This window comes from Aeromonas sp. S13(2024) (assembly GCF_041402405.1).
Classification (GTDB): Bacteria; Pseudomonadota; Gammaproteobacteria; order Enterobacterales; family Aeromonadaceae; genus Aeromonas; species Aeromonas veronii.
The window spans coordinates 1-25462 of record NZ_JBGLRA010000020.1; the positions used below are offsets into that span (position 1 = coordinate 1).

At 60.3% G+C, this 25462-nt stretch carries 26 protein-coding genes; 15 read left to right on the forward strand and 11 right to left on the reverse strand.

What is annotated here, in order from left to right; genetic code table 11:
- Positions 1-85: integrase core domain-containing protein (locus ACB042_RS18760; RefSeq protein ID WP_371178925.1), on the forward strand; the 85-nt coding region annotated here is incomplete at its 5' end.
- A 72-nt stretch (positions 86-157) separates the two neighbouring features.
- On the opposite strand, the gene pmbA is transcribed toward ACB042_RS18760, so the two are convergent.
- Positions 158-1501, reverse strand: a complete 1344-nt coding sequence (gene pmbA, locus ACB042_RS18765) for a metalloprotease PmbA (RefSeq protein ID WP_005336357.1) — start codon at positions 1499-1501, stop codon at positions 158-160.
- 114 nt (positions 1502-1615) lie between these two features.
- On the opposite strand from pmbA, the gene yjgA reads away from it, so the two are divergent.
- Both yjgA and ACB042_RS18775 read left to right on the forward strand, forming a co-directional pair.
- Positions 1616-2140: a ribosome biogenesis factor YjgA gene (gene yjgA / locus ACB042_RS18770; protein WP_005336359.1), complete on the forward strand. Its 525-nt coding sequence runs from the start codon at positions 1616-1618 to the stop codon at positions 2138-2140.
- Positions 2141-2526: 386 nt separating this feature from the next.
- Positions 2527-3309, forward strand: coding sequence for a gamma-glutamyl-gamma-aminobutyrate hydrolase family protein (locus ACB042_RS18775; RefSeq protein WP_371178908.1), 783 nt, complete (start codon positions 2527-2529; stop codon positions 3307-3309).
- 12 nt (positions 3310-3321) lie between these two features.
- Here ACB042_RS18775 and ACB042_RS18780 read toward each other — a convergent pair whose 3' ends face one another.
- Complete coding sequence (locus ACB042_RS18780) at positions 3322-3705, reverse strand: hypothetical protein (RefSeq protein WP_040069030.1); 384 nt, start codon at positions 3703-3705, stop codon at positions 3322-3324.
- A 145-nt stretch (positions 3706-3850) separates the two neighbouring features.
- Between ACB042_RS18780 and ACB042_RS18785 the strand changes: the two genes are divergently transcribed.
- Together ACB042_RS18785 and ACB042_RS18790 are read left to right on the forward strand one after the other, a co-directional pair.
- Positions 3851-5377, forward strand: a complete 1527-nt coding sequence (locus ACB042_RS18785; RefSeq protein ID WP_371178909.1) for a cyclic nucleotide-binding domain-containing protein — start codon at positions 3851-3853, stop codon at positions 5375-5377.
- A gap of 45 nt (positions 5378-5422) precedes the next feature.
- Positions 5423-5821, forward strand: a complete 399-nt coding sequence (locus ACB042_RS18790; protein WP_005336367.1) for an STY0301 family protein — start codon at positions 5423-5425, stop codon at positions 5819-5821.
- Positions 5822-5897: 76 nt separating this feature from the next.
- On the opposite strand, the gene ACB042_RS18795 is transcribed toward ACB042_RS18790, so the two are convergent.
- The 6 genes from ACB042_RS18795 to ACB042_RS18820 all read right to left on the reverse strand — a co-directional run bounded on the left by ACB042_RS18795 (position 5898) and on the right by ACB042_RS18820 (position 10935).
- Positions 5898-6608, reverse strand: coding sequence for an HAD-IA family hydrolase (locus tag ACB042_RS18795; RefSeq protein WP_371178910.1), 711 nt, complete (start codon positions 6606-6608; stop codon positions 5898-5900).
- Between the two features lie 32 nt (positions 6609-6640).
- A complete protein-coding gene (xerC, locus tag ACB042_RS18800; protein ID WP_371178911.1) occupies positions 6641-7618 on the reverse strand; it encodes a tyrosine recombinase XerC in 978 nt (325 codons plus the stop codon).
- Positions 7611-8291: a DUF484 family protein gene (locus ACB042_RS18805; protein WP_043821859.1), complete on the reverse strand. Its 681-nt coding sequence runs from the start codon at positions 8289-8291 to the stop codon at positions 7611-7613. Before ACB042_RS18805 ends, xerC begins: the two co-directional genes overlap by 8 nt.
- A 91-nt stretch (positions 8292-8382) precedes the next feature.
- A complete protein-coding gene (gene dapF, locus ACB042_RS18810; RefSeq protein ID WP_005336371.1) occupies positions 8383-9213 on the reverse strand; it encodes a diaminopimelate epimerase in 831 nt (276 codons plus the stop codon).
- A 262-nt stretch (positions 9214-9475) separates the two neighbouring features.
- Complete coding sequence (gene lysA / locus ACB042_RS18815) at positions 9476-10726, reverse strand: diaminopimelate decarboxylase (protein WP_123172212.1); 1251 nt, start codon at positions 10724-10726, stop codon at positions 9476-9478.
- 32 nt (positions 10727-10758) lie between these two features.
- Positions 10759-10935, reverse strand: a complete 177-nt coding sequence (locus tag ACB042_RS18820) for a lipoprotein (RefSeq protein WP_074042653.1) — start codon at positions 10933-10935, stop codon at positions 10759-10761.
- Positions 10936-11008: 73 nt separating this feature from the next.
- On the opposite strand from ACB042_RS18820, the gene cyaY reads away from it, so the two are divergent.
- The gene (gene cyaY, locus ACB042_RS18825; RefSeq protein WP_069554181.1) at positions 11009-11323 is read left to right on the forward strand and encodes an iron donor protein CyaY; all 315 of its coding nucleotides are present in this window, start codon (positions 11009-11011) and stop codon (positions 11321-11323) included.
- Positions 11320-11973, forward strand: a complete 654-nt coding sequence (locus tag ACB042_RS18830; protein WP_371178912.1) for an alpha/beta hydrolase — start codon at positions 11320-11322, stop codon at positions 11971-11973. The genes cyaY and ACB042_RS18830 overlap by 4 nt, the downstream gene beginning before the upstream one ends.
- A 64-nt stretch (positions 11974-12037) precedes the next feature.
- Here ACB042_RS18830 and ACB042_RS18835 read toward each other — a convergent pair whose 3' ends face one another.
- The gene (locus ACB042_RS18835) at positions 12038-14557 is read right to left on the reverse strand and encodes a class I adenylate cyclase (RefSeq protein ID WP_371178913.1); all 2520 of its coding nucleotides are present in this window, start codon (positions 14555-14557) and stop codon (positions 12038-12040) included.
- Between the two features lie 323 nt (positions 14558-14880).
- Between ACB042_RS18835 and hemC the strand changes: the two genes are divergently transcribed.
- From hemC to ACB042_RS18855, 4 genes are read left to right on the forward strand one after another with little or no spacing between them, the layout of a single operon-like run.
- Complete coding sequence (gene hemC, locus ACB042_RS18840; protein WP_136501663.1) at positions 14881-15810, forward strand: hydroxymethylbilane synthase; 930 nt, start codon at positions 14881-14883, stop codon at positions 15808-15810.
- Positions 15807-16541: a uroporphyrinogen-III synthase gene (locus ACB042_RS18845; RefSeq protein ID WP_371178914.1), complete on the forward strand. Its 735-nt coding sequence runs from the start codon at positions 15807-15809 to the stop codon at positions 16539-16541. The genes hemC and ACB042_RS18845 overlap by 4 nt, the downstream gene beginning before the upstream one ends.
- Positions 16538-17587, forward strand: a complete 1050-nt coding sequence (locus ACB042_RS18850; RefSeq protein ID WP_371178915.1) for a uroporphyrinogen-III C-methyltransferase — start codon at positions 16538-16540, stop codon at positions 17585-17587. The genes ACB042_RS18845 and ACB042_RS18850 overlap by 4 nt, the downstream gene beginning before the upstream one ends.
- A gap of 10 nt (positions 17588-17597) precedes the next feature.
- Entirely contained in the window at positions 17598-18761 is a 1164-nt protein-coding gene (locus tag ACB042_RS18855) for a heme biosynthesis HemY N-terminal domain-containing protein (protein WP_371178916.1), read from the forward strand.
- A 69-nt stretch (positions 18762-18830) separates the two neighbouring features.
- Here the strand turns inward: ACB042_RS18855 and ACB042_RS18860 are convergent, their stop codons facing one another.
- Together ACB042_RS18860 and glpX are read right to left on the reverse strand one after the other, a co-directional pair.
- On the reverse strand, positions 18831-19082 hold the full coding sequence (locus tag ACB042_RS18860) for a YkgJ family cysteine cluster protein (protein WP_005336384.1): 252 nt from the start codon (positions 19080-19082) through the stop codon (positions 18831-18833).
- Positions 19083-19216: 134 nt separating this feature from the next.
- Positions 19217-20227: a class II fructose-bisphosphatase gene (gene glpX, locus ACB042_RS18865; RefSeq protein ID WP_005336386.1), complete on the reverse strand. Its 1011-nt coding sequence runs from the start codon at positions 20225-20227 to the stop codon at positions 19217-19219.
- A 221-nt stretch (positions 20228-20448) separates the two neighbouring features.
- Between glpX and ACB042_RS18870 the strand changes: the two genes are divergently transcribed.
- From ACB042_RS18870 to yjeM, 4 genes are all read left to right on the forward strand, one after another.
- Positions 20449-21504, forward strand: coding sequence for a porin (locus tag ACB042_RS18870; protein WP_371178917.1), 1056 nt, complete (start codon positions 20449-20451; stop codon positions 21502-21504).
- Positions 21505-21624: 120 nt separating this feature from the next.
- Positions 21625-22545, forward strand: a complete 921-nt coding sequence (locus ACB042_RS18875) for an ABC transporter substrate-binding protein (RefSeq protein ID WP_080771380.1) — start codon at positions 21625-21627, stop codon at positions 22543-22545.
- A 33-nt stretch (positions 22546-22578) separates the two neighbouring features.
- The gene (locus ACB042_RS18880; RefSeq protein ID WP_080771379.1) at positions 22579-23457 is read left to right on the forward strand and encodes a DMT family transporter; all 879 of its coding nucleotides are present in this window, start codon (positions 22579-22581) and stop codon (positions 23455-23457) included.
- A gap of 435 nt (positions 23458-23892) precedes the next feature.
- Positions 23893-25359, forward strand: coding sequence for a glutamate/gamma-aminobutyrate family transporter YjeM (gene yjeM, locus ACB042_RS18885; protein WP_371178918.1), 1467 nt, complete (start codon positions 23893-23895; stop codon positions 25357-25359).
- Positions 25360-25462: the final 103 nt, after the last annotated feature.

A 25462-nucleotide genomic window follows, 5' to 3' on the forward strand; every position in this document is an offset into this window, starting at 1 on the left:
TGAAGCAGTGGATATTTACAACGCGGAGCGGCCGCATCATGCGTTGAAATACAGAACCCCCGATGCAGTACATAGGGGGTTCTGAGTAGAGAAATGCTAGTTGAAAATGTGCAAACCTATTTCAGGACTAGACACTTCGGTTCTGTTGACACCGAGATCAGTGACCCGCCAGCTTCATATTCTCTACCAGCACCGAGCCGGTCTTGAGGCTGGAGCGCTCATCTTCGTCACAGCCCACCGCCACGATATGGCTGAACATCTCGGCCAGATTGCCGGCGATGGTGATCTCCTCGACCGGATAGGCTATCTCGCCATTCTCGACCCAGAAACCGGCAGCGCCGCGGGAGTAGTCGCCATTGACGATATTGACCCCCTGCCCCATCAGCTCGGTCACCAGCAGACCGGTGCCCATCTCTTTCAGCATGCCTTGAAAATCCTGGCCAGTATTGGAGACCTGCCAGTTGTGGATGCCACCGGCATGACCCGTGGTGGTCAGCCCCAGCTTGCGAGCGGAGTAGGAGGTAAGCAGCCAGCTCATCAGCTCGCCGTTACGGATGATATCCATGTCGCGGGTACGCACCCCTTCGCCATCGAACGGGGTACTGGCAAGCCCGCCCAGCAGGTGGGGGAACTCCTGAATGGTGAGCCACTCGGGCAGGATCTGCTTGCCCAATTTGTCGAGCAGGAAGCTCGACTTGCGATAGAGGTTGCCACCGCTGATAGCCATCACCAGATGGCCCCACAGGCCGGAGGCAGTGTCTGGGTGGAACAGCACAGGCGCATGACGGGTAGAGATCTTGCGGGCGCCGAGGCGGGAGACGGTACGCTCAACGGCTTCGTCGGCAATGCGCTGCGGGCTCCAAAGTCCGTCGAGGGTACGGCTGGAGGAGTAGCCGTAATCACGCTGCATGTCGCCATCCTGCTCGCCGATCAGCACACAGCTCAGGGAGTTGCGCGACGCCGCATAACCTTTGACGAAGCCGTGGCTGTTGCCATAGACCTTGATGCCTAGATGGCTGGAGAAACCGGCGCCGTCGGAGTGCTTGATACGGGCATCGCGGCCCAGAGCGAGTCGTTCGCACTCGATGGCCAGCTCGATCCCGCGCTGGGGATCCAGTTCGATTTGGTGGCACAGTTGCAGATCGGGGGCATCCCAGGCCAGCAGCTCGGCGTCCGCCAGACCGGCGCAATCATCCGCCGAGGTGTGGCGGGCAATCTCGATGGCCGCTTCAACGGCGGCACGAATGGCGGGTTTGCTCAGATCGGTGGTTGAGGAAGATCCCTTGCAACCATCGCGATAGACGGCGATACCGAGGGCGCCATCCTTATTGAATTCAATGCTTTCCAGTTCACAACCCCGGGTGTTCACCGACAACCCGGTCTGCTTGCTGATGGAGACTTCGGCCAGCGAGGCGCCCAGTCCTTTGGCTATCTCCAGGGCTTCGGCAACCACGGCCTCGAGATGGGCTTGATCCTGGCGGATTTGGTCTTGCTGATCCATAACTCACATCTGTATGAAAGAAGGAAAGGGGGGTAAGCATATCAGACCCCTGCGCCCAGCGGGAGAAGCTGGTAACATATCCGCCAAACGTGAATGACAGGAATCAAGAGACCGATGAGTCAATATCAAGACGACAACGAGTTCGAAGACTGGGGCCCCAGCAAGAGCCAGCTCAAGCGCGATGCCGAAGCATTGCAGAAAATGGGGGAAGAGATCGTCTCCCTCAGCCACAGCGAGCTGGAAAAAATCCCGTTGGATGAAGAGCTTGCAGAAGCTGTCGAGCTGGGTCGCAAACTCAAGCCGAAGAAGGATGAGTCCTTCCGTCGCCATCTGCAGTTCATCGGCCGCCTAATGCGCAGCCGCGATATCGAGCCGATTGCCGAAGCGCTCTCTATCATCAAGAACCGTCACTCCACCGTGAATGCCCGCTTGCATCGCCTGGAGCAGTGGCGCGAGCGCCTGATCACCGAAGGTGACAGCGCCCTCAACGAGCTGATGTCCCAATTCCACGAGCTGGATCGCCAGAAGCTGCGCCAGCTGATCCGCTCCGCCAACAAGGAGCGGGAGCTGAACAAGCCGCCGGTCGCCTACCGCGAGATGTACCAGTATCTGCGCGGCGAGATCGAAGACCTGCTGTGATCCCCGAAACACGCCTCCCCTCGGGGAGGCGTGTTTCTATTGATGCCTTTTTCTCTCCACATCCCTGCGCGTTTAATATATCCACCATTTTGCTACCCCAGCCATAACGGCCCATCTCAACAGCCCCGTTAAATCGCCGCTTCAGAGCAGACCAAAACAGACACGTTAACAATTTGGTATCATTTTGTTTGACATATTGAACGGCCTTGGCAGACTGAAGAGAGGATCCATGCTGTCGCTGCCCAGGCTGACCAACGATTCTGCCACCCGGCCCGACGCGGGATCCCATGACCATGCCTTGAGGCATGCCCTTGCCCTACCGTTTTGCAAGGGCCTGCCCAAGGCGCAGGATGAGACTTCAACGCCAAGGATAATCAAGGTGCCCTATGCCAAATCCCCAGCCTCCCGCCACCCGTAAACCTGTCGTGCTGATGACCATGGGTGCCCAGCCCCGCAACGGCCACGCCTATCAGGTGATGACCCACAAATACATCATGCCGCTGGTGGAGATAAGCGGCTGCGTCCCGCTGCTGGTACCCACCTGCTGCGGCACCGCCGATCTGGAGCAGTATCTGGATCTCGCCGATGGGGTCTATCTGAGCGGCGCCGGCTCCAATATCGATCCAGCCCTCTACGGCCAAGAGAACCTCACGCCAGAAAAACAGCAGGACAGGGATCGCGATCTGTTCGATCTGCCCCTCATCAAGGGGGCGCTCGCCCGTGGCTTGCCGCTCCTCGGGATCTGCCGCGGAATGCAGGAGATCAACGTGGCGCTGGGGGGAGACATCCATCAGAAGGTCTACAGCGAGCCGGGTTATGACGATCACCGGGAGGATGCCGACGATCCGGTCGACGAGCAGTATGGGCCAAGCCATCAGATCAAACTGCTGCCGGGCAGCTGGTTTGCCGAACTGATGGGGGAAGAACAGATTCCGGTCAACTCCCTGCATGGGCAGGGCATCAACCGGTTGGGGAAGGGTCTGGAGCCGTTGGCCCACGCCGAAGATGGGCTGATCGAGGCACTTCATGCTCCCGCACTGTCACCCTTTTTGCTGGCAGTACAGTGGCATCCGGAGTGGAAAGCCAATGAAAACCCCCACTCCATCAAGATCTTTCAAGCCTTTGGCGATGCCTGCCGCCAACGCAGTGCATTGATGGCAGCGAGTTAACCCCTCATCGATTCAGTCGCCAAACCCGCGCGCCTTGAGCTTGGGCAGTCCACCCCGCTCGGGGCGCAAGGTGCGGCAGATATCCATCCCCTTGAGCCCGCGCTGGATATGGTCAGGCGAATGGCCAAACACCATACCGTTGCTGCGGTAGAGGTTGTTGTCATCCAGCTCGAACTTCTCGCCGCCGATCAGCAACTGCTCGCGGCCATTGACCGTGTCACCCCGCTTGATAGGCACCTTCATATCACTCAGCACCTCGCCGGTGGCACACCCCTCGCGCCAGCGCGCCTCGCTGGAGAAGGGGGTAATGGCTATTTCACGCCAGGAGCCATCCCGGAATTCGACCCGATACTTCTCGGCCAGCAGGTCGCAGCCAGCCAATGGCAACAGGGCCATCAAACAGATGATTTTCTTTGAAAATTTCACTCAATCGCACTCCTTTGCCCGGTTCTGCACAGGATAAATAAATTGCCACCCCAACGCACCATTTCCCCGCGCCGCAGCAGCTATGCTGGAAATAAAACCACAATAAGGTGCTGCTATGGCTGGCGAAAACCTCACCGCGCTACCGACGCTGATCTGGATTGGCGAACACCCGTTCTGGACCGTGCTCACCCTCTCCCTGATGCTGATCCACTTCTGGCGCCGTCCGGGACAGCGACGGGAGCTGCTCTCCGAGCTCAGTTTCGTGATGATTAGCGCGGTGGTGATCCTGCTGATCCAGCTGGAAGGGGGCTGGTTCAAACTGCCGCTTCCCCATCAATTGCTGATCGAGATCTCCACCCTGCTGGCTGGCCTGATACTGGTCAAGATATGGGGGATCCTGCTGTTCGAGTTTCTGCTCCCCCTCTGCCATGTGCGGATCCCGCGGATCATCGCCGATATCGTCATCACCATCGGCTATATCGGCTGGGGTCTGTTTCGCCTCTACGCCTCCGGCATGGCGCTCGGGGAGATAGTCACTACCTCCGCGGTGATCACCGCGGTCATCGCCTTCGCCATGCAGGACACCCTGGGCAACCTGCTGGCCGGGGTCTCCATTCAGCTCGACAACTCCATCGCCATCGGTGACTGGCTGCAAGTCGACACCACCCAGGGCCGGGTGGTGGAGATCAACTGGCGTGCCACCACCATCGAGACCCGCAACTGGGAGACAGTCGTCATCCCCAACAGCCACCTGCTCAAACAGCGCTTCACCGTGCTCGGGCGCCGCCGTGGCGAACCCTTGCAGTGGCGGCGCTGGGTCTGGTTCGATCTGACCCTGGATACCCTGCCGACCCAGATCATCGCGCTGATCGAGAAATCTCTGCGGGAGACCAAGCTCCCCTGCGTCGCCAAGCATCCGCAACCGGACTGCCTGCTGATGAACGTCGAAGGAGGGATTGCCCGCTATGCTGTGCGCTACTGGCTCACTGACCTGGCTCGCGACGATCCGACCGACTCCATGGTGCGCAGCCTGATCGATGCCGCCCTGCGCCGCAACGATCGTCGCCTCACCCCGCCGATCTTCAACGTCTTTATGGCCAAGGAGAAGCAGCATCTGGATGCCCGCCACAAGCGCCACACCGCCGAACGAACCGATACCCTGCGCAAGCTGCCGCTGTTTGCCATGTTGCAGGAGAACGAGCTGCTCCAGCTGGCCGATCAGGTGAAGTTCGCCCCCTTCGTCAGCGGCGACATCATGCTGGAGCAGGGGGATGTCTCCAGCTGGCTGTTCGTGCTGGTCAAAGGGGAGGCCGAGATGGTGGTCAATGTCGAAGGGCGAGAGCTGAAACTCGGTACGCTCAACGCGGGAGACTTTTTTGGCGAACTGAGCCTGCTCACCGGCGAGCCCAGCTCCTTCACGGTGCGGGCGGTGGCCACCGTCGAAACCTATCGCATCAATCAGGCAATGTTTCAGGAGTTGGTGATGCAGCGCGAGTCGCTGGTCGAGCCCCTCTACCGGGTGCTGAGCGACCGCCAGCAGGAGCAGCGGGCGCTGCTGGAGCGGGAGGCGGAAGCTATGAAGCAACCACCACAACAGCTTGATCTGCTTGATAAACTGATGAAGCTGTTCGGCGGAAGATGACGTAGCATGGCATCGTATTGAGGACGTGAAGAGAGAACCGCAGCCATGTTACTGACTACCCTGGCCCTTGCCGCCAGCCTGCAATTTGATTGTCCCGCCACCATCGAGACTCGCCAGCAGCTGCTGACCCCGCAGCAGGGCTGGCAGGCGTTCACTCGCAATGACGATGGCAAACCGGACGAAACCCTCAGCCACCGGCTCGATAATCTGGCCCTGTTCGACGGAGATCCTGCCGAACTGGCCCAACTCAAACCGGATAATGGCGACAGCGACGAGATCCACTACTGGAGCCAGCTCGATAGCAGCCTGCGCCCGCTCTATCTGGTCTGCCGCTATCAGAACAGCGCCATCACCCTGCAGCAGGCGCTGCCCGTCGGCATCAGCTACTGCCGCGTCAACCAGCGCGATCGCTACACCCTGCTCGGGCTGGTTTGTCGCAAATAGCGGGCGTAACCCCTTGCTATATATCGCTATTCGATGACAGCCATTACCGCCTGAGCCGGGCTACCCGCCAGCGCCATCAGAGCAGCAGCTCGGCCAGCTCCTCCAGTGCTGTCAGTTCAACGTCCGGCAACAGTTGTAGCTGTTGCCACGGTTGCCGCCGCTCGTTGAGCCAGGCGGCGCGAAAGCCGTGCAATCGGGCACCCAGCACATCGGTCTCGGAATGATCCCCCACATGGAGGATCCGCTCCGCTGGCAGCTTGAGGGCACTGCGGGTCTGCTCAAACATATCCGGTGCCGGTTTCATTCTGGCGCCCGCCCCCGCCTTGCAGACCAGCGAGAAGTAGCGATCCAGCCCAGCCTGAACCAGATCCAGATTACCGTTGGTGATCACCACCAGCGGGTAGCGTTCGGCCAGTCTGGCCAGCAGCTGATGAGTGGACTCGCTCACCTCGATCTTCGAGCGTTCTGCCAGAAACGCGGCAAAGACCTGCTCCGCCTCACGACTGGCCTGCTGGTCGGCCATCCCCCCCTCGACCATGGCGGCGCGGATGGTCTGCTGGCGCGCCAGGCTGACATCGTGGCGCAGCTCGGGCCGTGCCATCAGCACAGCGCGTTTGAGATCCAGCCAGCGTGGCTTGTCGAGCATGGCGGTAGCCAGATATTCGCTGCGCAGATGGCTCAGCATCCACTGCTCGGCGCGCACGATGGCGGGGCCGTTGTCATAGAGGGTGTCATCGAGGTCAAACGATATGGCAGCAACCGGCTGCCAGCGGCGATAGAAGTGCATGGACTCTCCTCTGCAACGGGGCTCAGGGCCCGTTATTCATCGTCCTGCGCATCCGGGCCACGCTTGGCCCTGGGGTGGGCGCTGTCGTAAACCTTGGCCAGATGCTGGAAGTCGAGGTGGGTATAGATCTGGGTGGTAGAGAGGTCTGCATGTCCCAGCAGCTCCTGCACCGCCCGCAGATCGCCGGAGGACTCCAGCATATGGGTGGCGAAGCTGTGGCGCAGCTTGTGGGGGTGGACATGGGCGTTGAGCGCCTGCTTGTTGCCCCAGCCATCGAGACGGGCCTGCACCGAGCGGGCCGACAGCCGCTGCTTGCGGCTGGAGACAAACAGCGCCTCGCTCTCGTCCCCGGCCAGCAGCGGGCGCACCTTGAGCCACTTCTGCAGCCACTCGACCGCCATCCGGCCGATAGGCAGCACCCGCTCCCGCGAGCCCTTGCCAGTCACCTTGAGCTGACGGTCGTCAAGCTTCAGATCCACCAGATTGATCCCCACCAGCTCGGCCAGACGCAGCCCTGAGGAGTACATCAACTCCATGATGGCGCGATCCCGCACCGCAAGCGGATCCTGCTCGTCGGTGATGTTGAGCAGCTGGTGCATCTCGTCCACATCGAGGTTTTTCGGCAGCGGCCGCCCCTGTTTGGGGGTGACGATGCCGCGGGCCGGATTGGCGGTCAGCCGCCCCTGCCGCACCTGCCAGTCGCAAAAGCTGCGCAGGGCAGAGACCTTGGTGGACAGGGAACGTGGAGCAAGGCCCGCCTTGTGCATCCGGGTCACCAGAGTGCGCACCTGACTCGCCTCGAGCCGACCCCAGTCAGTGAGACCCAGCGTCACCAGCTCGGCGGTCATCGCCTCCAGATGGGCTTGATAGTTATTGCGGGTATGAGGGCTGAGCTGACGCTCGACCCTCAGGTATTCGATAAAGGCCGCCAATTCGCCCGCCAGTGCCGCAGGCAGTGGCGGTGCGACGACGGGAGCGTTGGCGGGTGCCTTGGCCGGTGTTCTAGCCATGAGTCAACTCGGGCAGACGCAGTTGCAGCAGGCGCCCCAGTTGACCCAGCAGCAGGGTGTCGTTGTGGGGAGTAAAGTGGCCGGGATCCGAGCTGGCGAAGGCCAGCACACCGAGATCGCCGAGCCGCATCAGGGCCACCGAGTTGACCAGCACATCATGGCCAAACAGCGCCTGCTTCTCGCTCTGGCTCAGGCGGCCAAAGTAGTAATCCTGCCCCGGCAGACGCTGACCCAGCAGGGATTCGAGCTGCTTGCCTTGTGCCAGAAAGCGCTGCTCGGGCCCGCTCAGGGTAAACTTCTTGGGATTGAGCCAGAGCCGCAGCCCGGTCAGGCGCAGCCGCTGGACAAAGGCCTTGCCCATCACGGCACTCACCTCGAACAGGGTCTGGCAACCGTACAGCTCGCCGTAGAGATCGGCATAGACCCGGAAGATCCGCTCGTTCTCGCTGGCGATCCCCATCAATTCGGTGATTTCCTGCTCCAGCTGTTCGATCCGCTCGCGCTGACGCTCCAGCTGGCGCTCGACCAGCGAGACCGACCCTTTGCGTTCATGGGGAATGCGGATCCGGTCCAGCACGGCGGCATGGCGTTGGAAAAACTCGGGATAACGGGCCAGGTACTCCAGCACAGTGGCTTCATCCACCGATTGCTCCTGCCGTTTGAGTTCGCTCATAAATTGGTTGATCCATCAGAGAAATGGGGCTCGCTGCCCCGACATCATGGGCAAAGGGGGCCAACGCCCCCCGTACCTGAACCTTTATCGGCTAAACCTCTATCTGGCCGTCAAACACATGCTCGGCGGGACCTGTCATGTAGACCGGCTGGCCCGGCCCCTTCCAGGCGATGGTCAGCTTGCCGCCCGGCAGACTGACGGTGACCCGCTCCTTGAGCTTGCCCTGACTGATGCCAATCACCGCCGCCGCACAGGCACCGGTGCCGCAGGCCAGGGTCTCGCCACAGCCCCGCTCGAATACACGCAGTTTGATCTCGGTAGCATTGACCATCTCCATGAAGCCGACGTTGACCCGCTCGGGAAAACGCTCGTGGCGCTCCATGATGGCACCGAGCGTCTCGACCGGCGCATCGGCGACCGAAGGCACCTCGATGACGCAGTGGGGATTGCCCATGGAGACCACGCCACACATCACGGTATGCTCCTGCGCCCGCAACAGATAGGTTTTCTCTGCCTTCTGGGCCCGGAACGGGATCTTGCCCGGCTCAAACTGGGGCACCCCCATGTTGACCGTGACCTGATTCTCCCCCTCCAGCTGCAATACGATGCGACCCCGGGCGGTACTGACCGCGATGCGATCCCGGTTGATCAGCCCTTTGAGACGCACGAAACGGGCAAAACAGCGGGCACCGTTGCCACACTGCTCCACTTCGCTGCCATCGGCATTGAAAATGCGATAGTGAAAGTCGAGTTCAGGGTCATAGGGCGGCTCTACCAGCAGCAGCTGGTCAAAGCCGATCCCGAAGTGGCGATCTGCCAGCTTCTTGATGACGTCATTGCTGAAAAATACCTTCTGGGTGACGCCATCCACCACCATGAAGTCGTTGCCCAAGCCATGCATCTTGGAAAAATCTATCAACATCGTGCATTCCTGTGCTGTTAGGGCTGTAAAAATTCACCGAACCAAGGGTCGCCAAGCGCCATGAAGTCGTTGTCCAAAGCCCCATGCATCCTGGAACAATCTATCCACATCGTGCATTCCTGTGCTGTTAGGGCTGTAAATACTCACCATCAACCACTATGAAGTCATTGGCCACAGCCCCATGCATCCTTGAACAATCTGTACACATCGCGCACTCCTGTGCTGTCAGGGCTGTAAAATTCTGTCATCTCTATCTACTGCATCAGGGCAGCAGGTGCTCACCGCGCCAGAGATCGGCCAACTGCTCACGCTCGCGGATCAGGTGCGCCTCGGCACCATCCACCAGCACTTCGGCAGCGCGCGGACGGGTGTTGTAGTTGGATGACATGGTAAAGCCGTAGGCACCGGCCGAGCGCACTGCCAGCAGGGAACCCTCGGCAATAGCCAGAGTGCGCTCCTTGCCGAGGAAGTCGCCGGTCTCGCACACCGGGCCCACCACGTCATAGATCGCGGGAGCATGGCCGGCACGGCTATCCACCTCGATGATGTTCATCCAGGCGCCGTAGAGCGAAGGGCGCAGCATGTCGTTCATGCCGGCATCGATCAGCGCGAAGTTGCGAGTCTCGCCCGGTTTCAGGTACTCGACCCGGGTCAGCAGCACACCGGCATTGGCGACGATGGCGCGGCCCGGCTCGAACAGCAGGGTCAGATCCCGGCCCGCCAGCTTCTGCTTGAGCGCTTCGGCATACTCGGTCGGATGGGGTGGCTGCTCGGAACCGTAGTTGACCCCAAGGCCACCGCCCACGTCCAGATGGTGGATATGAATCCCTTCTGCAGCCAGACCGTCGATCAGCCGCAGCAGCTTGTCAGCCGCTTCCATAAAGGGATTCAATTCAGTGAGTTGCGAGCCGATATGGCAATCCACCCCGACGATCTCGATGTTCGCCATCGCGGCCGCCTTGCGATAGATGGCTGGCGCCAGCTCGATGGGAATGCCGAACTTGTTCTGCTTGAGGCCAGTGGAGATATAGGGGTGAGTACCGGCATCGATATCCGGATTGACCCGCACCGAGACGCGAGCCTTCTTGCCCATGCTGCCCGCCACCCGATTGAGGCGCTCCAGCTCGGCTTCCGACTCCAGATTGAAGCAGAGGATCTCTTTATCCAGCGCCAGGCGCATCTCCGCTTCACTCTTGGCGACCCCAGAGAAGACCACTTTGGCCGGATCACCGCCCGCCGCCAGTACCCGCGACAGCTCGCCACCGGAGACGATGTCAAACCCCGAGCCCAGACGGGCCAGCAGGTTGAGCAGCGCCAGGTTGGAGTTGGCCTTCACCGCATAGCAGATCAGATGGGGAATATCGCCAGCGGCCTTGTCGAAGGCGTGCCAGTGGCGCTCGAGGGTCGCACGGGAGTAGACGTAAAGCGGGGTACCGTACTGCTCGGCAAGCTGTTGCAGCGAGGTTTGCTCGGCCTGAAGCTGGCCGGCGGCGTCGTAGTTAAAGTGATCCAAGGGGGCGGTTCCTTCCTAGAATGGGTGCGGCATTAGTGCGGCGCGGCCTCGGTGGCAGCCTCAGTGGTCGCAGGCGGTACTGCTTGCGGTGTACTCTGGCTCTGTGGCTGCTCGGGGGGCGGCATATAGAGCGGCCCCTTCAGACCGCACGCGGCCAACCCGAGGGACAGAAGAGTGGCAAGCAGACACTTGGTGAACTGGGTGATCATAATGGTTCGCTGCGAAAAAATTTTTGGCCCTCTATAATCGCACTCACATTGTTAAAAGCAACAGGATAAACCGATGAAGGATCACGAGTATCACGCCCTGACCGACGCCTTTTTCCAATATGTGGAAGACACGCTCGACGAGGGGTATCCGGATATCGACTGCGAACGCAACGGCGGCGTATTGACCCTCTCTTTCGAGAACAAGACCAAGGTCATCATCAACAAGCAGGAGCCACTGCACCAGATTTGGGTCGCCACCCGCGAGAACGGCTTCCACTTCGAACTGCAGGGTGACACCTGGATCGACAACCGCTTCGGCCACGAGCTCAAGGCGCTGCTGAGCCAATCCTGCACCGCCCAGGCAGGCGAAGAGGTGGTATTCCCATGATCGACCTGCACCCGCAGGGCGCCCGTCATGCGGTGATCTGGCTACACGGGCTGGGTGATTCCGGCGCCGGTCTCGCCCCGCTGGTGGATGCGCTGGATCTGCCCGCCGAGCTACCGGTGCGTCACCTGCTGCCGGATGCCCCCGAGCGCCCCATCACTATCAACATGGGCTACAAGATGCGCGGCTGGTACGACATAAAGAGCTTCGAGGATCCCGCCGAGCGGGCCGTGGAGTCCCATGTCCGTGACTCGGCCGACCAGATTGCCGCATTGCTCGATCAGCTGGTGGCCGACGGGTTTGCCCCCGAGCATATCGTGCTGGCAGGTTTCTCTCAGGGCGGGGTGATTGCCTCCTTCACCGCGCTGCGCTATCAGGCAACGCTGGCGGGCCTGCTCTGCATGTCCACCTATCTGGCCGCCCCCGACAAGCTGCTCGGCGAGATGAGCGAGGCTGCTCGCACCCTGCCCATCTGCTACATGCACGGCATCTACGACGATGTGGTGAGCCTGTCGCTCGGTTGGGATGCCAAGAACCGGCTGGAAAGCGCCGGGCTCGCCCCCGAGTGGCACGAGTACCCGATGCGTCACGAGATCTGCCGTCCGCAGCTCGGCGACATTCGCAGCTGGCTGCAGGCTCGTCTCGGCGCCTGAACAACCGCAAAAGCAAACGGCCTGTATCTGCAGGCCGTTTTTTATGGCGATTCCAACTGACGGATCAACCCACTTCCCGAGCGGGCGGCACCTGTTCGCGCAGAGTGCCCTGACTGCGATAGGGGATCACATCCAGCTCGCCATTCACTTGTACTATCTCGTAGTACTGGGGCAGGTTGAAGTTGATGAACTGCCCATCATCGCTGAACCGCTCGTGATTGGAGGTATAGAAGCGGTTGACCCCGGCCACCAGCTCATCCTTGTTGCCGGCAAAGTGCTGGTAGATCTCCACCCGGTTCGCCTCATCGAGGATATAGATGTTGGTGCCCGCATCCCGGGTATCGAAGAAGAACTGCACCAACCCTTCGCTGGCGTAGGCATCGACGATGCTCGGCAGATGCTGGCTGTGGGTCTTGTCGAGCCGCAGCGGCAGGTGATCCAGCTTGTTGTGGGAGATGTGGCGGTAAAAATCGATGGCGTTCTCCAGCTTCTTCACCGACACCCCGCGCCGCTCGAAGAAGATGCCGTACTTCTCGCGGCCAAGGGCCATGGTCTTGACCAGCTGTTGCTTGTCGCGGGCAAGGCGCAGGTCGATACACTCCGCCACCAAAGTCTGGAAGCGGGAGCGCACCAGAGAGCGGAAGTGCTGGCTGTAGCAGAACACCTCGATCATCTCGGGGTCGGCGGCATCCTGATGCATCTTGCCGAGGATGGTGGTGAGGGCATCGACCACGGCTTCATCCCCCTGGAAGTGCAGGGTGCGGATCTCGCTCCAGGAGTTGCGATAGACCAGATCCACCGAACCGACCAGACACTCCTGATTGCGACCGAACGAGAAGACATCCACGGTGTTGGCGTCAAATTCGATCACCTGACCTACCCAGTGACTGGTCGGGTCCATCTCCAGATTGAGGAAGATGGAGAGCTGACGGATCTCGCACGGCCGACTGAGGGCCAGGTTGGTGGCCAGCGGATACTTCTCGGGGAAGCAGCCGGAGAGATCGCGGCAGAACTGGTGCAGATTGTCGATGTGCAGATCCGAGCCCTGATTGAACAGGTGCACCCGCGACTGGGGTGTCAGCAGATCGTTGAAGTAGGCCCAGGAGACCAGCTTGCTGATGTAACCATTGAACTCCAGCGGCGCGCGGCCAATGATGTCCACCGGCTCCAGCGAATGTTTGTAGAGATACCAGCCGGCGCGGTTGAGGCGACCGTGAGGCACCTGCACGAAGCTGAGATCCGGCTCGCTGAGATCAGGCGCGATCTTGAGGTTGATACGCTGCACCTTGCCCGGCAGGCTCTCGAACGCGGCGTAGAGTTTGCGCGACAGAATGCCGATATCTTCCGGGTTGATCGACTCGCTGATGTTGTTGCGGCGGGCGAACTGGATCAGGTTGCGGTAGCTCTGCATCAGGGCTTCCAGCAGCTCGGCGTGAGCGATCTTCACCTCTTCGATCTTCCACTCGTGGCGGTGATCGAGTTGATAGAGTTTGTCCTGACTCCAGCCCCAGTAGGAGACCAGCTGGCTCATCTGCTCGCGGCGCCACTCGGGGGAGTGATCATCCTTGGGATGGCTGAGACCGTCGCACACCTTGAGGTAGAAGCAGCGGCGCACCAGATCGAGCCGCGCCATGTCGCCGATGGACTTGAGGTAGTTGGTCACCTTGTCCAGCATCAGACAGTAGTTGTCGAGCCGGTAGTGCATCCCCTCGTTGTGCTGGAACCAGTCGCGACCAATCATCGACAGCAGGCGGGTATTGGGATACTCGTGAGAGTAGGCTTCCATCAGCACCGACTTGAGCACCGCCTTGTAGGGGGAGTCGATCCCCTTGTAGAGCTGCCACAGGGCGGAGCCGAAATACTCTTCGGCCGGAATACGGTCAAAACTGCCGAGATCGAGCCAGTCTTCCTGCTTGAGCTTGCCGCTCTCGAACAGCTCGTTCACATACGCATCGTAGTGATCATCACACTCGGTGGGCACCAGATACCAGATCAAGCGTTTGCCCGCGATACGCATGGCACTGCGGTAGAACTCGTCGAGCAGCAGCAAGTGCTGAGCACTGCCGCAGCTCTCCCCCTGCATCTGGGCATCGTTGGTCTGGCGGAACTTGTCTTCGGGGATCAGGAAGAAGTTGAGATCGACCCCGCGCTGTTCGGCCCACTTGGAGAGTTGCTGGCACTTCAGCTCCAGCAGATCGAGCCGCTCCTGCGACAAACCGGCCACGTGGCATACCCAGATATCGAGATCGGAGTGACAGCATTGACCGATGGAGGAGGTGCTGCCCATGGAGTAGAGCCCCTGAATGGCTCGATCATGGGTGGCAAGACCGCTCTGGCAGTTGGCGTTGCGACAGAGGTCATCAATAAAGGCTTGCTGCTCGGCAGTGGCGCTGAAGCTCCAGATGCCATGAGGGACATCACCGGAGACATAACCGGGCAGCAGGGGATGATTGAAGTGCAGCATGACAGGCAGCAGTTGGAATACCTGCTGCCCATAGCGACTCATGAGGCCTAACGCCCGTTGCGTCTTGAGACGGGTAATGTCGTCATAACGCGCAACCAGCGTATCGATGTGTTCCTGCAATGCCCTGCCTATCACCTAAGTGAAAATGACGCACCAAAAGGGGGATACGTCAAAAAAGTGTGATCATGTTAACAATGCAAACAGCGGTGGTAAACAAGCCTTCAGCTAAACGCCAGATTATTTCTGGTATGACCACATCAAGTATCAGGGGAAATCATTAAATTCCAATACATTCAATGAATTAATCAACACCTCTTGCTTAATGAAAATCATTTTCAGCATGCATTTTTGAGCTTGGCCCCGCTTTTGCCGGCTCCGCCATGAAAGCCCGGGCAAAGGGTGGTAATATCGATTTCCTTCTAAAAATGAAACAACTGATTGATATGGCAGCCCGAACCCTGAAAATTGCCACTCGCAAGAGCCCGCTGGCCCTGTGGCAGGCCAACTTTGTCAAAGACCGGCTCGAAGCCCTGCACCCGCAGTTGCAGGTCGAACTGGTGCCCATGAGCACTCAGGGTGACAAGATCCTCGATACCCCGCTGGCCAAGGTTGGTGGCAAGGGGTTGTTCGTCAAGGAGCTGGAGACCGCCATGCTGGAAGGGCGGGCCGATATCGCCGTTCACTCCATGAAAGATGTGCCGGTGGAGTTCCCCGAGGGGCTCGGCCTGCACACCATCTGCGAACGGGAAGATCCCCGCGATGCCTTCGTTTCCAACCGCTTCAAGGCCATTGCCGAACTGCCGCAAGGGGCCGTGGTCGGCACCTCCAGCCTGCGCCGCCAGTGCCAGCTGCGCGCCGCCCGCCCGGATCTGGTGATCCGCGACCTGCGTGGCAACGTCAACACCCGCCTCGCCAAGCTGGATGCCGGTGAGTACGACGCCATCATCCTCGCCGCCGCAGGTCTGAAACGACTGGAGATGGCGCACCGCATCACCGCCTTTATCGAGCCGGAGCAGAGCCTGCCGGCCAACGGTCAGGGGGCTGTCGGCATCGAATGCCGCCTCGACGATACTGAGCTGCACGCCCTGCTGGCGCCGCTGGAGCACGCCGAGACCCGCGCCCGGGTGTTGACCGAGCGCGCCATGAACCGCGCTCTGCAAGGGGGATGTCAGGTGCCTATCGGTGCCTACGCACTGGTCGAAGGCGAGCAGATCTGGCTGCGCGGTCTGGTGGGCAGCCCGGATGGCAGCCAGGTGATCCGTGACGAGATCCGCGGCCCGCTGGCCGATGGTGAGGCCCTCGGCGAGCAACTGGCCCAGCGCCTGCTGGCCGCCGGTGCCGACGAGATCCTGGCCGAGGTCTACCGCGCATGACCCCGCTGGTGGTGCGTCCGGCCGCCCAAGCCGCCGAGCTAGTGCAGTTGCTGCGCCAGCACGGTCATGCACCACTCTGCTGCCCGCTGCTGGAAACCGTAGCGGGCAGCGAACTCCCTCTCCTGCCCGACCTGTTGCGCAGTGCTGACGCGGTTATCGCCGTCAGCATCCATGCCGTTCATTTTGCACACGATTTTCTGTTGCAAACTGGTCAGACCTGGCCACATATTGAGTACTTTGCGGTGGGTCAGGCCAGCGCAGATGCGTTTGCAGCCATCGGCATCACGGCAAGTTGCCCGGATGACCCGCGTAGCGAAGGGCTGCTGGCCCTGCCCGCCCTGCAGCAGGTAGCAGGCAAACGGGTACTGATCCTGCGCGGTAATGGCGGGCGGGATCTCATCGCATGCACGCTGGCCTCACGCGGTGCTCTGGTGCACTATTGTGCGGCCTATGAACGCCACTACCCCGAGCTAGACGGGGAGACATTGACCCGCCACTGGCAGGCAGCGGGGCTGGACAGCCTGCTCATTACCAGTGGTGAACTGTTGCAACGCCTGCTGGAGCTGGTTCCCACCAGCCAGCAGCCCTGGCTTTTTGACCGCCTGCTGGTGGTCCCCAGCCCGCGCGTGGCCGAGATGGCCCACTCCGCGGGCTTTATCCATATCACGATTGCCCAAGGTGCATCCAACCAGGCCCTGACGGCCGCACTGGAACTGAGGAAGATGGAATGACAGAACAACAAGAATCCCAGGTAAAGCCCCAGCCGACCGCTGCGGTCAATGGCAACAAGAGCCGCTCCGGTGCCGTACTGGGAGGGGTCGCCATCCTGCTGGCCCTTGGCCTGACCGGCGGTCTCTATCTGCACGGTCACAAGAATGCCGTTGCCCAGCAGGCCGAACTGGCCCAGCTCAAGCAACAGCTGGCGAGCGCCCTGAGCAAGATCGACCAGACCAGCAGCAAGGATGCCGAGCAGCTGGCCGTGCTGGATCAAACCCAGCAGCGGCTGCAGGGGGAGATGCAGGGTCTGCAGAACCGGGTACTGGACCTGAATGACAAGCGCCCCAACGACTGGATGCTGGCCGAATCCGAGTATCTGGTACGGATGGCGGGCCGCAAGCTGTGGCTGGAGCATGACCTCGTCTCCGCCATCACCCTGCTCGGCAATGCCGATGAGCGGATTGCTGCCCTCAACGACCCCAGCCTGATGCCGATCCGCAAGGCGCTGGCCGAGGATATCGCCAAGCTCAAGGGGATGCCGCGCATCGACCGCGAGGGGCTGACCCTCAAGCTGGCTGCACTGTCCGACCAGATCGAGCTGCTGCCCCTCTCCACCGTCAGCATGCCGGAAGCCAAGGCCGAGCCGGATCAGGCAGTTAGCACCAATCCCGACGAGTGGGAGAGCAACCTGAAGAAGAACTGGGTCAAGTTCACCGAGAACTTCGTCACCATCCGTCGCCGCGATGGCGCGGTCGAGGCGCTGCTCTCGCCGCAGCAGGAGATCTTCCTGCGTGAAAACCTCAAAACCAAGCTGTTGCAGGCCCAGCTCTCCGTCTATCGCGAGCAGCAGGCGCTCTACGAAGACAGCCTGGACAAGGCCCAACGCTGGCTGACCCAGTATTTCGACACCGACAACAGCGCCACCCGCTACATGCAGGGCGAGATCGACAAGCTCAAGGGTGAGCAGATCCAGATCGACTATCCGGCCCAGTTCAAGACCCAGGCCATGCTGGAGCAGGTACTGACCGAACGCCTGCAACGCATTCTGGCCAGCAGCTGAGGAGGGCACCATGATCCGTATAATCATTCTGGTCGCCGTGATGGTCGCAGGGCTGATCTTTGGCCCACAAGCCTCCGGTAACAAGGGCTATGTGCTGATTGCCCTTGGCAATTACACCATCGAATCTTCCGTAACCAGCGCGGTGATCCTGGCCGTGCTGTTCTACGGCGCCCTGCTGATCGTCGAGTGGCTGCTGGGTCGGGTATTCGGCCTGCGCCGCAAGACCCTAGGCTGGTACGGCTCACGCCGCCGCCGCAAGGCCAATCAACAGACCGTCGCCGCCACCCTGGCAATGGCCGAAGGACACTACAGTCAGGCTGAAAAGCTGATGATCAAGGGGGCCAGCAACAGCGACACTCCGCTGCTCAACTACCTGAGCGCCGCCAAGGCGGCGCAGGCCCGTGGTGACGACGCCCGCCGGGATCAATACCTGCAAAAAGCGCAGGAGGAGAACCCCAAGGCCGAGCTGGCGCTCACCCTGACCCAGACCCAGCTGCAGATCGAGCAGGGCCAGTACGATACCGCGCTGGCGATGCTGGAGTCGGTCTACGCCCTCAACCCGCGCCACCCCATGGTGCTGGATCAGCTGCGCCAGGTGCATTTGGCCCGTCAGGACTGGAGCGCTCTGTGCGACCTGATCCCGGCACTGCACAAGGTAGGCAAGCTGACCCCGAAACAGGAAGAAGATCTGCTGCAACAGGCCTGGTGTGGTCGCCTGCAACAGGCTGCCGGCAGCCTCGAAACCCTCAAGGCGGTATGGCAGGATCTGCCGCGCAAGCTGCGCCTTGAGCCGGAACTGCTGGCCTGCTACGGCGATCTGCTGCGCCAGCTGGGTGCCGATGGCGAGGCTGCCACCCTGTGGCAGGAGGCGCTGCGCAAACAGCCGATGCCCCAGTTGCTGGCTCGCCTGCCCAAGCTGAAACTCGACAACTACCAGCCGCTGCTGGCGCTGCTGCAAAAACAGCAGGGGCAACCGGAGGTGGACACCGCACTGGCCCAGCTCTATCTGCTGGCCGGTCAGCTGGACGATGCCCAGAAGCTGCTGGAGCAGGAGGTGGAACGGGCGCCGAGCGCCGCCGCCTATCACGCTCTCGGCCAGCTGATGGACAAACGCCGCCTCACCAACAAGGCCAACGAGTACTATCGTCAGGCACTGGAACTGGCGGGGATCTGATCCCCGGCAAACAGAAACGCGAGAGGCCGCATGATGCGGCCTCTTTTTTATCTCTTCACCCTGCCATCGTCAGGTGGTGAGCCGCTCCAGCTCGCCGATCAGCCAGATGGCCTCGGCACGGTGGCTGCCGCACACATCCATCATGGGGCGAAAACCGCCGCACACCGCTGGCCGCTCCGGTTGACCGAAGATCTTGCAGCCAAGGGCGCTATCGAGCTGGATACAGGGGACGCCAGCCGGTTTGCCATCTGGCATACCGGGAATGGCACTGCTGATACTGGGGGCGATGCAACAGGCTGCGCAGCCGCTACGACACTCCATAGACTCCACTCCTTTGGGACGGTCTGAGCCACCATAGCCGAAGCGGCGGCACAAACGTAGCTGGCGCACAAGAAAAAGCCCGACCGCACGGGCGATCGGGCTTCAGACAACACAGCCGGTTCAGCGAGCCATCATTACAGGATGATGTCGCGAACCACGCTATCTTTGCGTTCCAGGTAATGGATCGACTTGATACGGCGGATAGTACGGGATTTACCACGGATCAGCAGGGTCTCGGTGGTCGCCATCACGCCATCGCTGGTGATACCGTCCAGCAGGTCACCCTTGGTGATGCCGGTGGCGGAGAAGATGACGTTGTCATTCTTCGCCATGTCTTCCAGCTTGAGCACCTTGTTCACATCGATGCCCAGCGCTTCGCAGCGGGCAATTTCCTGCTCGCCCAGCGCACGCACTTCCGGGCTGTCGCCCTTGACGCGGTGACGCGGCACCAGACGGGCCTGCATGTCGCCATCCAGCGCGCGGATCACCGCAGCGGAGATCACCCCTTCCGGTGCGCCGCCGATGCCATACAGCATGTCGACTTCGCTGTCCGGCAGACAGGTGAGGATGGAGGCGGCAACGTCACCATCAGGAATGGCGAACACCCGCACGCCCAGACCCTGCATCTCCTTGATTGCCTTGTCATGACGCGGCTTGGCCAGGGTAATGACGGTCAGACGGGAGAGCGGCTTGCCCAGCGCCTTGGCCACGGACTTCAGGTTCAGCTCGAGAGCCTGATCCAGGTCGATGGCGCCTTTGGCCTTGGGCCCGACGATCAGCTTTTCCATATACATGTCAGGCGCTTTCAGGAAAGAACCCTTGTCGCCCACCGCCAGCACGGCCAGCGCGTTGGCCTGACCCATGGCAGTCATGCGGGTACCCTCGATGGGATCGACCGCGATATCCACCGCGTCGCCGTGTCCGGTACCAACCTTCTCGCCGATATAGAGCATCGGCGCTTCATCAATTTCACCTTCGCCGATCACAATCTCACCATCGATCTCGATCTGGTTGAGAATGTGGCGCATGGCCGCTACGGCCGCCCCATCAGCGATATTCTTGTCACCACGTCCGAGCCACTTGTAGCCAGCCAGTGCAGCCGCTTCCGTCACTCGGGAAAACTCGATTGCCAGTTCACGTCTCATCGCATATCCAACCTATGGAGCTCGAAAACGGGCGGCATTCTACCACAAGGGCAAACCTTTGCGCACAAAAGTAGCCGCTGCGAGCGAGAATGTAGCCGATTCATCCAATTGCAACCCAATTGCCATCGACTCTTCACTCAATTGTCACCCAACTGTCATCCCTGCTGCCTAGCATGACCCCGTTTTCAAAACAAAAGCTTGCAACACCACAAGGGATTAAGATGAAAAAGCTGACTGTAGTGGCACTGGCTCTGACCGCCGCCTTCCAGGCGCAAGCCGTTGAAGTGTATAAAAATGATACCGCCATGCTGGATCTCTATGGCCGTATCTACGCTGGTCACTTCTTTGGTGACAAGAAGGAACTGGATGCCAGCGGCAAACCGAAAAGCGAATACAGCGACAAACAGGGAGCCAACCAGTTTGTCCGTTTCGGCGCCAAGGCCGAGACCCAGATCCAGAGTGGCCTGAAGGCACTGGCTCAGTACGAAGTACAGATGTATATCAATGACAGCGAGAAGACCATCAGCGAGAACTCCGACAACCTGCGCACCCGTCTGGCGTTCGCCGGTGTCGGCGCTGACTGGGGCACAGTAACCTTCGGTCGTCAAAAAGGGGCGCCTGGTTTCCTGGCCGACTGGACTGATGTCTCCCTCTCCGATGGCTACGGCAACGACGCGCTGGGCGCCAAGACTGACACCTTCGCCACCAACCGCGCCGGTTCGGTGCTGAAATACTCCGGCCTGTTCAATGGCTTCCAGCTCGACACCAGCTACAAGTTCGACGGTGGTGACACCGAAGAGACCACCAGCAAGGACAGCGATGCCGCCTACGGTGCTGCCGTTGCCTATACCTTCCCGTTCAACCTGTCTCTGGGTACCGCTTACAACGTCGGTATCCGCGACAAGAGCGGTGAAGAAGATGCCAAGCTGTGGCTGATCTCCGCCAAGTTCGACAACAAGGCCGCCTACGCCGCCCTGAGCTATGCCGATGGCAGCGACTTCCTGGCGACCGGCACTGATCACACCGGTTGGGAAGCCGCGCTGGGCTACAACTTCGAGAACGGCTTCGGTCTGATGGCCCTGTGGAACAAACAGGAGCAGGACAAGACTGGTATCAAGAAAGACAACGTGGATTACTACACCCTGGGTGCCCAGTACAAATTCAACAAGAACCTGCGGGTGATTGGCGAGTACCGCATCAACAATCTGGACAGCAAGGAGAGCGGCAAGCTCAACGTCAAGGATGACTTCCAGCTGGCTGCCCGCTACGACTTCTAATCGAGGTTTTGCGGATCCCCAAAGCGCGATGGCTTGCCATCGCGCTTTTTGCTGGGCGTCGTTCACGACCGGATAAAGTAGCCTAGGCTCAACAGTAGATGTATCGCCGGAGAGATGATTATGGTCAGGCTGCCTTTCGTCCTGCTGTTGCTGCTGGCTCTTCCCGCTCACGCCCTCTCTATCGCCATGGTGCTGTGGCGCGGTGAAACCGCAGCCGAAGCGGGCTTTCGGGCAGAGCTGACCCGCCTTGGCTATCAGGCCACCATCACCACCTATAACGCCGATCAGGATCGTACGGCGCTGGCAACCATGCTGCGCCAGCAGATGCTGCCGAAACTGGCCGAATACGACTACATCTACACCTTTGGCACCACCGCAACCACCATGACCAAGAGTCTGGTGGCCAACCGCAAGCCACTGATCTTCAACGTGGTATCCGATCCGGTCGGGGCAGACATCCTCTCGGAAGACAAAGCCCAGAACAGCATGGTGGCCGGGGTAAGCAACATGGTGCCGATGGCACTGCAACTGGCTAACGCCAGCGAGCATCTGGCCACCGGCAAACGGCTGCTGCTACCCTTCAACCCCCGTGAGCAGAACACCCTGCTGGTGGCCGATATGTTGCTCAATGAAGCGAAACGCTATCAGTGGCAGATGGTCACTTGGCGAATGGCCCCTGACCCACGGCGGCTGGACAACGAACTGAAGCGGCTGCAACAGGATGCCAAAAACGACATCGTCTTTCTGGCCGCAGACAGCTATCTGCTCTCCATCGCCCCCCGTTTGCTGAATGCACTCAACGAAGCTGCCATCCCTACCATCTGCAGCGCCGAGCTGTTCGTCGAACACGGCTGCAGCGTTGGCACCATCAGCAGCTACGAGGCGCTGGGCAAGATGGCCGCCGGGATCATCCATCGCCATCAGCAGGGAACAGAGTTGCAGGATATTCCGCTGCAGACCGACCCCCATCCCAAACTGGTGCTGGGGCAGCTGGGTAACGCCACCACGCAGGAGGAGAGCCCCGCAAAGCCGAAGCCTTGATAAAGATCTCGGCCAATCAGGCTCCGGGCGGGTATGCTGTTGACCCCCATCGCCCGAGAGTCCTTTCCCATGAGCACCACCGTCTTTTTTGCCGTTCTGCTGGCAGCCCTGCTTCACGCCAGCTGGAATGCGCTGGTCAAAATTGGCGAAGAGCGGCTGGTGGGGGTATCACTGGTGGCGATCTTCTCAGGGCTTATCGCCGCCGTGGCGCTGCTGCCCATGGGGCTTCCCTCTGCTGCCGAGCTGCCCTGGCTCGGCCTCTCAGTCCTGCTCCATATCGGTTACTGCCTGTTTCTCAGCCATGCCTACAATCAGGGCGATTTTGGCCAGATCTATCCGCTGGCCCGTGGCAGTGCCCCGCTGCTCGCCATGGCGTTAAGTGCCCTGCTGCTGGGGGACTACCCCGGTTACGGCGGCATCATCGGCGCCTGCGTGCTGATCATGGGGGTCTTGCTGATGGCCTGGCGAGGCGGGCAGCAGCGCCTTGACAGCAAAGCGGTTCGGGCAGCACTGATCACGGCCATGTTCACGGCGACCTATACCCTCTCGGATGGTGCCGGCGCCCGCGCAGGGGGTGAACCGGTACGCTACACCCTCTGGCTCTTTGCCTGTACCGGGCTGGCGATGCTGCTGGTGTTGCTCGTCCACCAGAAACGCAACGCATGGCGCCAGATCCGTCGCCATGCGATGGCGGGAATTGCAGGAGGTGCCATGTCACTGCTCGCCTACGGGATTGTTATCTGGGCCATGACCCAAGCCCCCATTGGCGTGGTCGCGGCTCTGCGCGAAAGCAGTGTGCTGTTTGCCATGCTGCTCTCGGTCTGGCTGCTGAAAGAGCCGCTCGGGCGCATGCGGCTGACGGCGGCGGCCATTATCACCGGCGGCGTGCTGCTGACCCGGCTGGGAGGATAAGCGCTGTCGCCATTGGTGCGTATTTATCAGGCAGGATGGCGTAATTCACTCCGCCAAATATGCCGAATACAAATAATGGAAATAAGTGTCGGCCCGGGCGTAAATGTTTACATCCGCAACGTATCAATTAACTGGCAGGTCTGTTCATTTCAACCACAGCTTCATTCGGGAAACTTACCTGCCCATCAGCATTAATGATAAAATCGTTCACAGTTAATTTTCGGCAACGCTGACCAATACCGCGCATGGCACAGACCATGCCGCTCCGCCCATACATTCATTGACCGCCTGACGGGTAAGCCAGCCCGGTCAGAGATGACCCGATCGCGCCCGCCACAGCAAGATGGCATGGCGCTACCGCGTTATTAATGGGTCCGGTTTCGTCCGTTTAATTTTTGATTATTTTAAATCCAGCACCATCAGGGAGTTTTTAATATGTCGGCGAAAAAGCTGAAATTGGGCGCCTTTATATTGATGATATTAACATCGGTATTTGGCGTCACTAATATCGGGATCGGTTTTTACCGAATGGGATATGCCGCCATTCCGATGTTCGTGATCGGCGGTCTGTTCTTCTTCATCCCGTTCATTTTGATGATGATCGAATTCGGCACCGGCTTTCGCAAAGAGGCGGGCGGTATCTTTACCTGGATGCGCCACTCGGTCTCGACCCGATTCGCCTTTATCGGTCTGACCATGTGGTTCGCCTCCTACGTCATCTGGATGTTTGGCAAGGCGCTCTCTATGTGGGTGCCCCTCTCCTTCATGCTGTTTGGCCGCGACATCACCGTCATCCCGGTCACCCTGGGTACCGGCATCGACTTTGGCCCCTTTATTCTGGGTGTGGTCGCCATCGCGCTGGTTGCCACCGTCACCAAGCTCATCACCCTGGGTAGCGCCCGCTTCGCCAAAGTGGCGGCCATCGGCGGTCTCTCCGTGGTGGCACTCAACGTGTTGCTGTTGGTCGGCGGCGTCTTCACCTTCGCGGTGAGCGGCATGACCCTGCAGGAGCCCTTCACCCAGGCATCGCTGACGGCCTCTCCCAATGCCGCGTTCAACGACATCATCCCCTTCCTCGGCTTTATGGTGTTCGCCATCTTCGCCTACGGCGGGGTCGAGGCGATGGCCGGGGTGGCTGACGAGCTGGAAGATCCGGAGCGCGACCTCAAGCGCGGCATCTTCCTCTCCGGCGCCTTCATCGTGCTCTGCTACATCATCGGCTTTCTGGCGGTCGGCTCCATCATGCGCTGGAGCGACTTCCCGGCCGAGGGGATCACCTCTCTCTCCGCCCTCTTCATCATCATGCTGGAGCTGGGGCGCCATCTTGGTGGCGAGTGGCTGGGACAGGTGTTCATGCGCTTTGCTGGATTGGGCATGTTCCTGAGCTATCTGGGTGCCTTTATCGCCCTCTCCTACGCACCGCTGCGCCAGTTCATCACCGGCACCCCGAGCTACTTCTGGCCGGAGCGTTTCCAGCGCGAGAACGAGAATGGCGTGCGGATTGAAGCCCTCAAGGTGCAAGCCTGGGTGGTCTGTCTGTTCATTGCCGCCAAGTCCATCTTTACCCTGATCAACCCGGAAGGGGCCGCCGCCCTCTATGAGCTGATCATCACCATGACCAACGTCGGCATGACCCTGCCCTACATGTTCCTCATCTACGCCTGGTATCGCTATCGCAACAACCCGGCGCTGGGCAAGGACCTGATCTTCTTCAAGAGCGCAGGCTCGGTACTGCTGGCCACCATCATCAGCCTGATCCTGGTCGCCTTCGGCAACGTCTTTACCGTGGTCGCCCCCTTTATCTCCGGCGATATCTCCACCGGCGTCTGGACCATCATTGGCCCGCTGCTGTTCGTGCTGATCGCCATGCGATTCAAGATCAAGCAGGAAGATGCCCACTAACCGGCAGGCAATGCTCCATGCCAATCGGGACCGTTCTGGTCCCGATTTTTTTAGCGCTGGCTTCCGCTCACCATCACGGCCAGCCCATAGTTTCAATGCATAA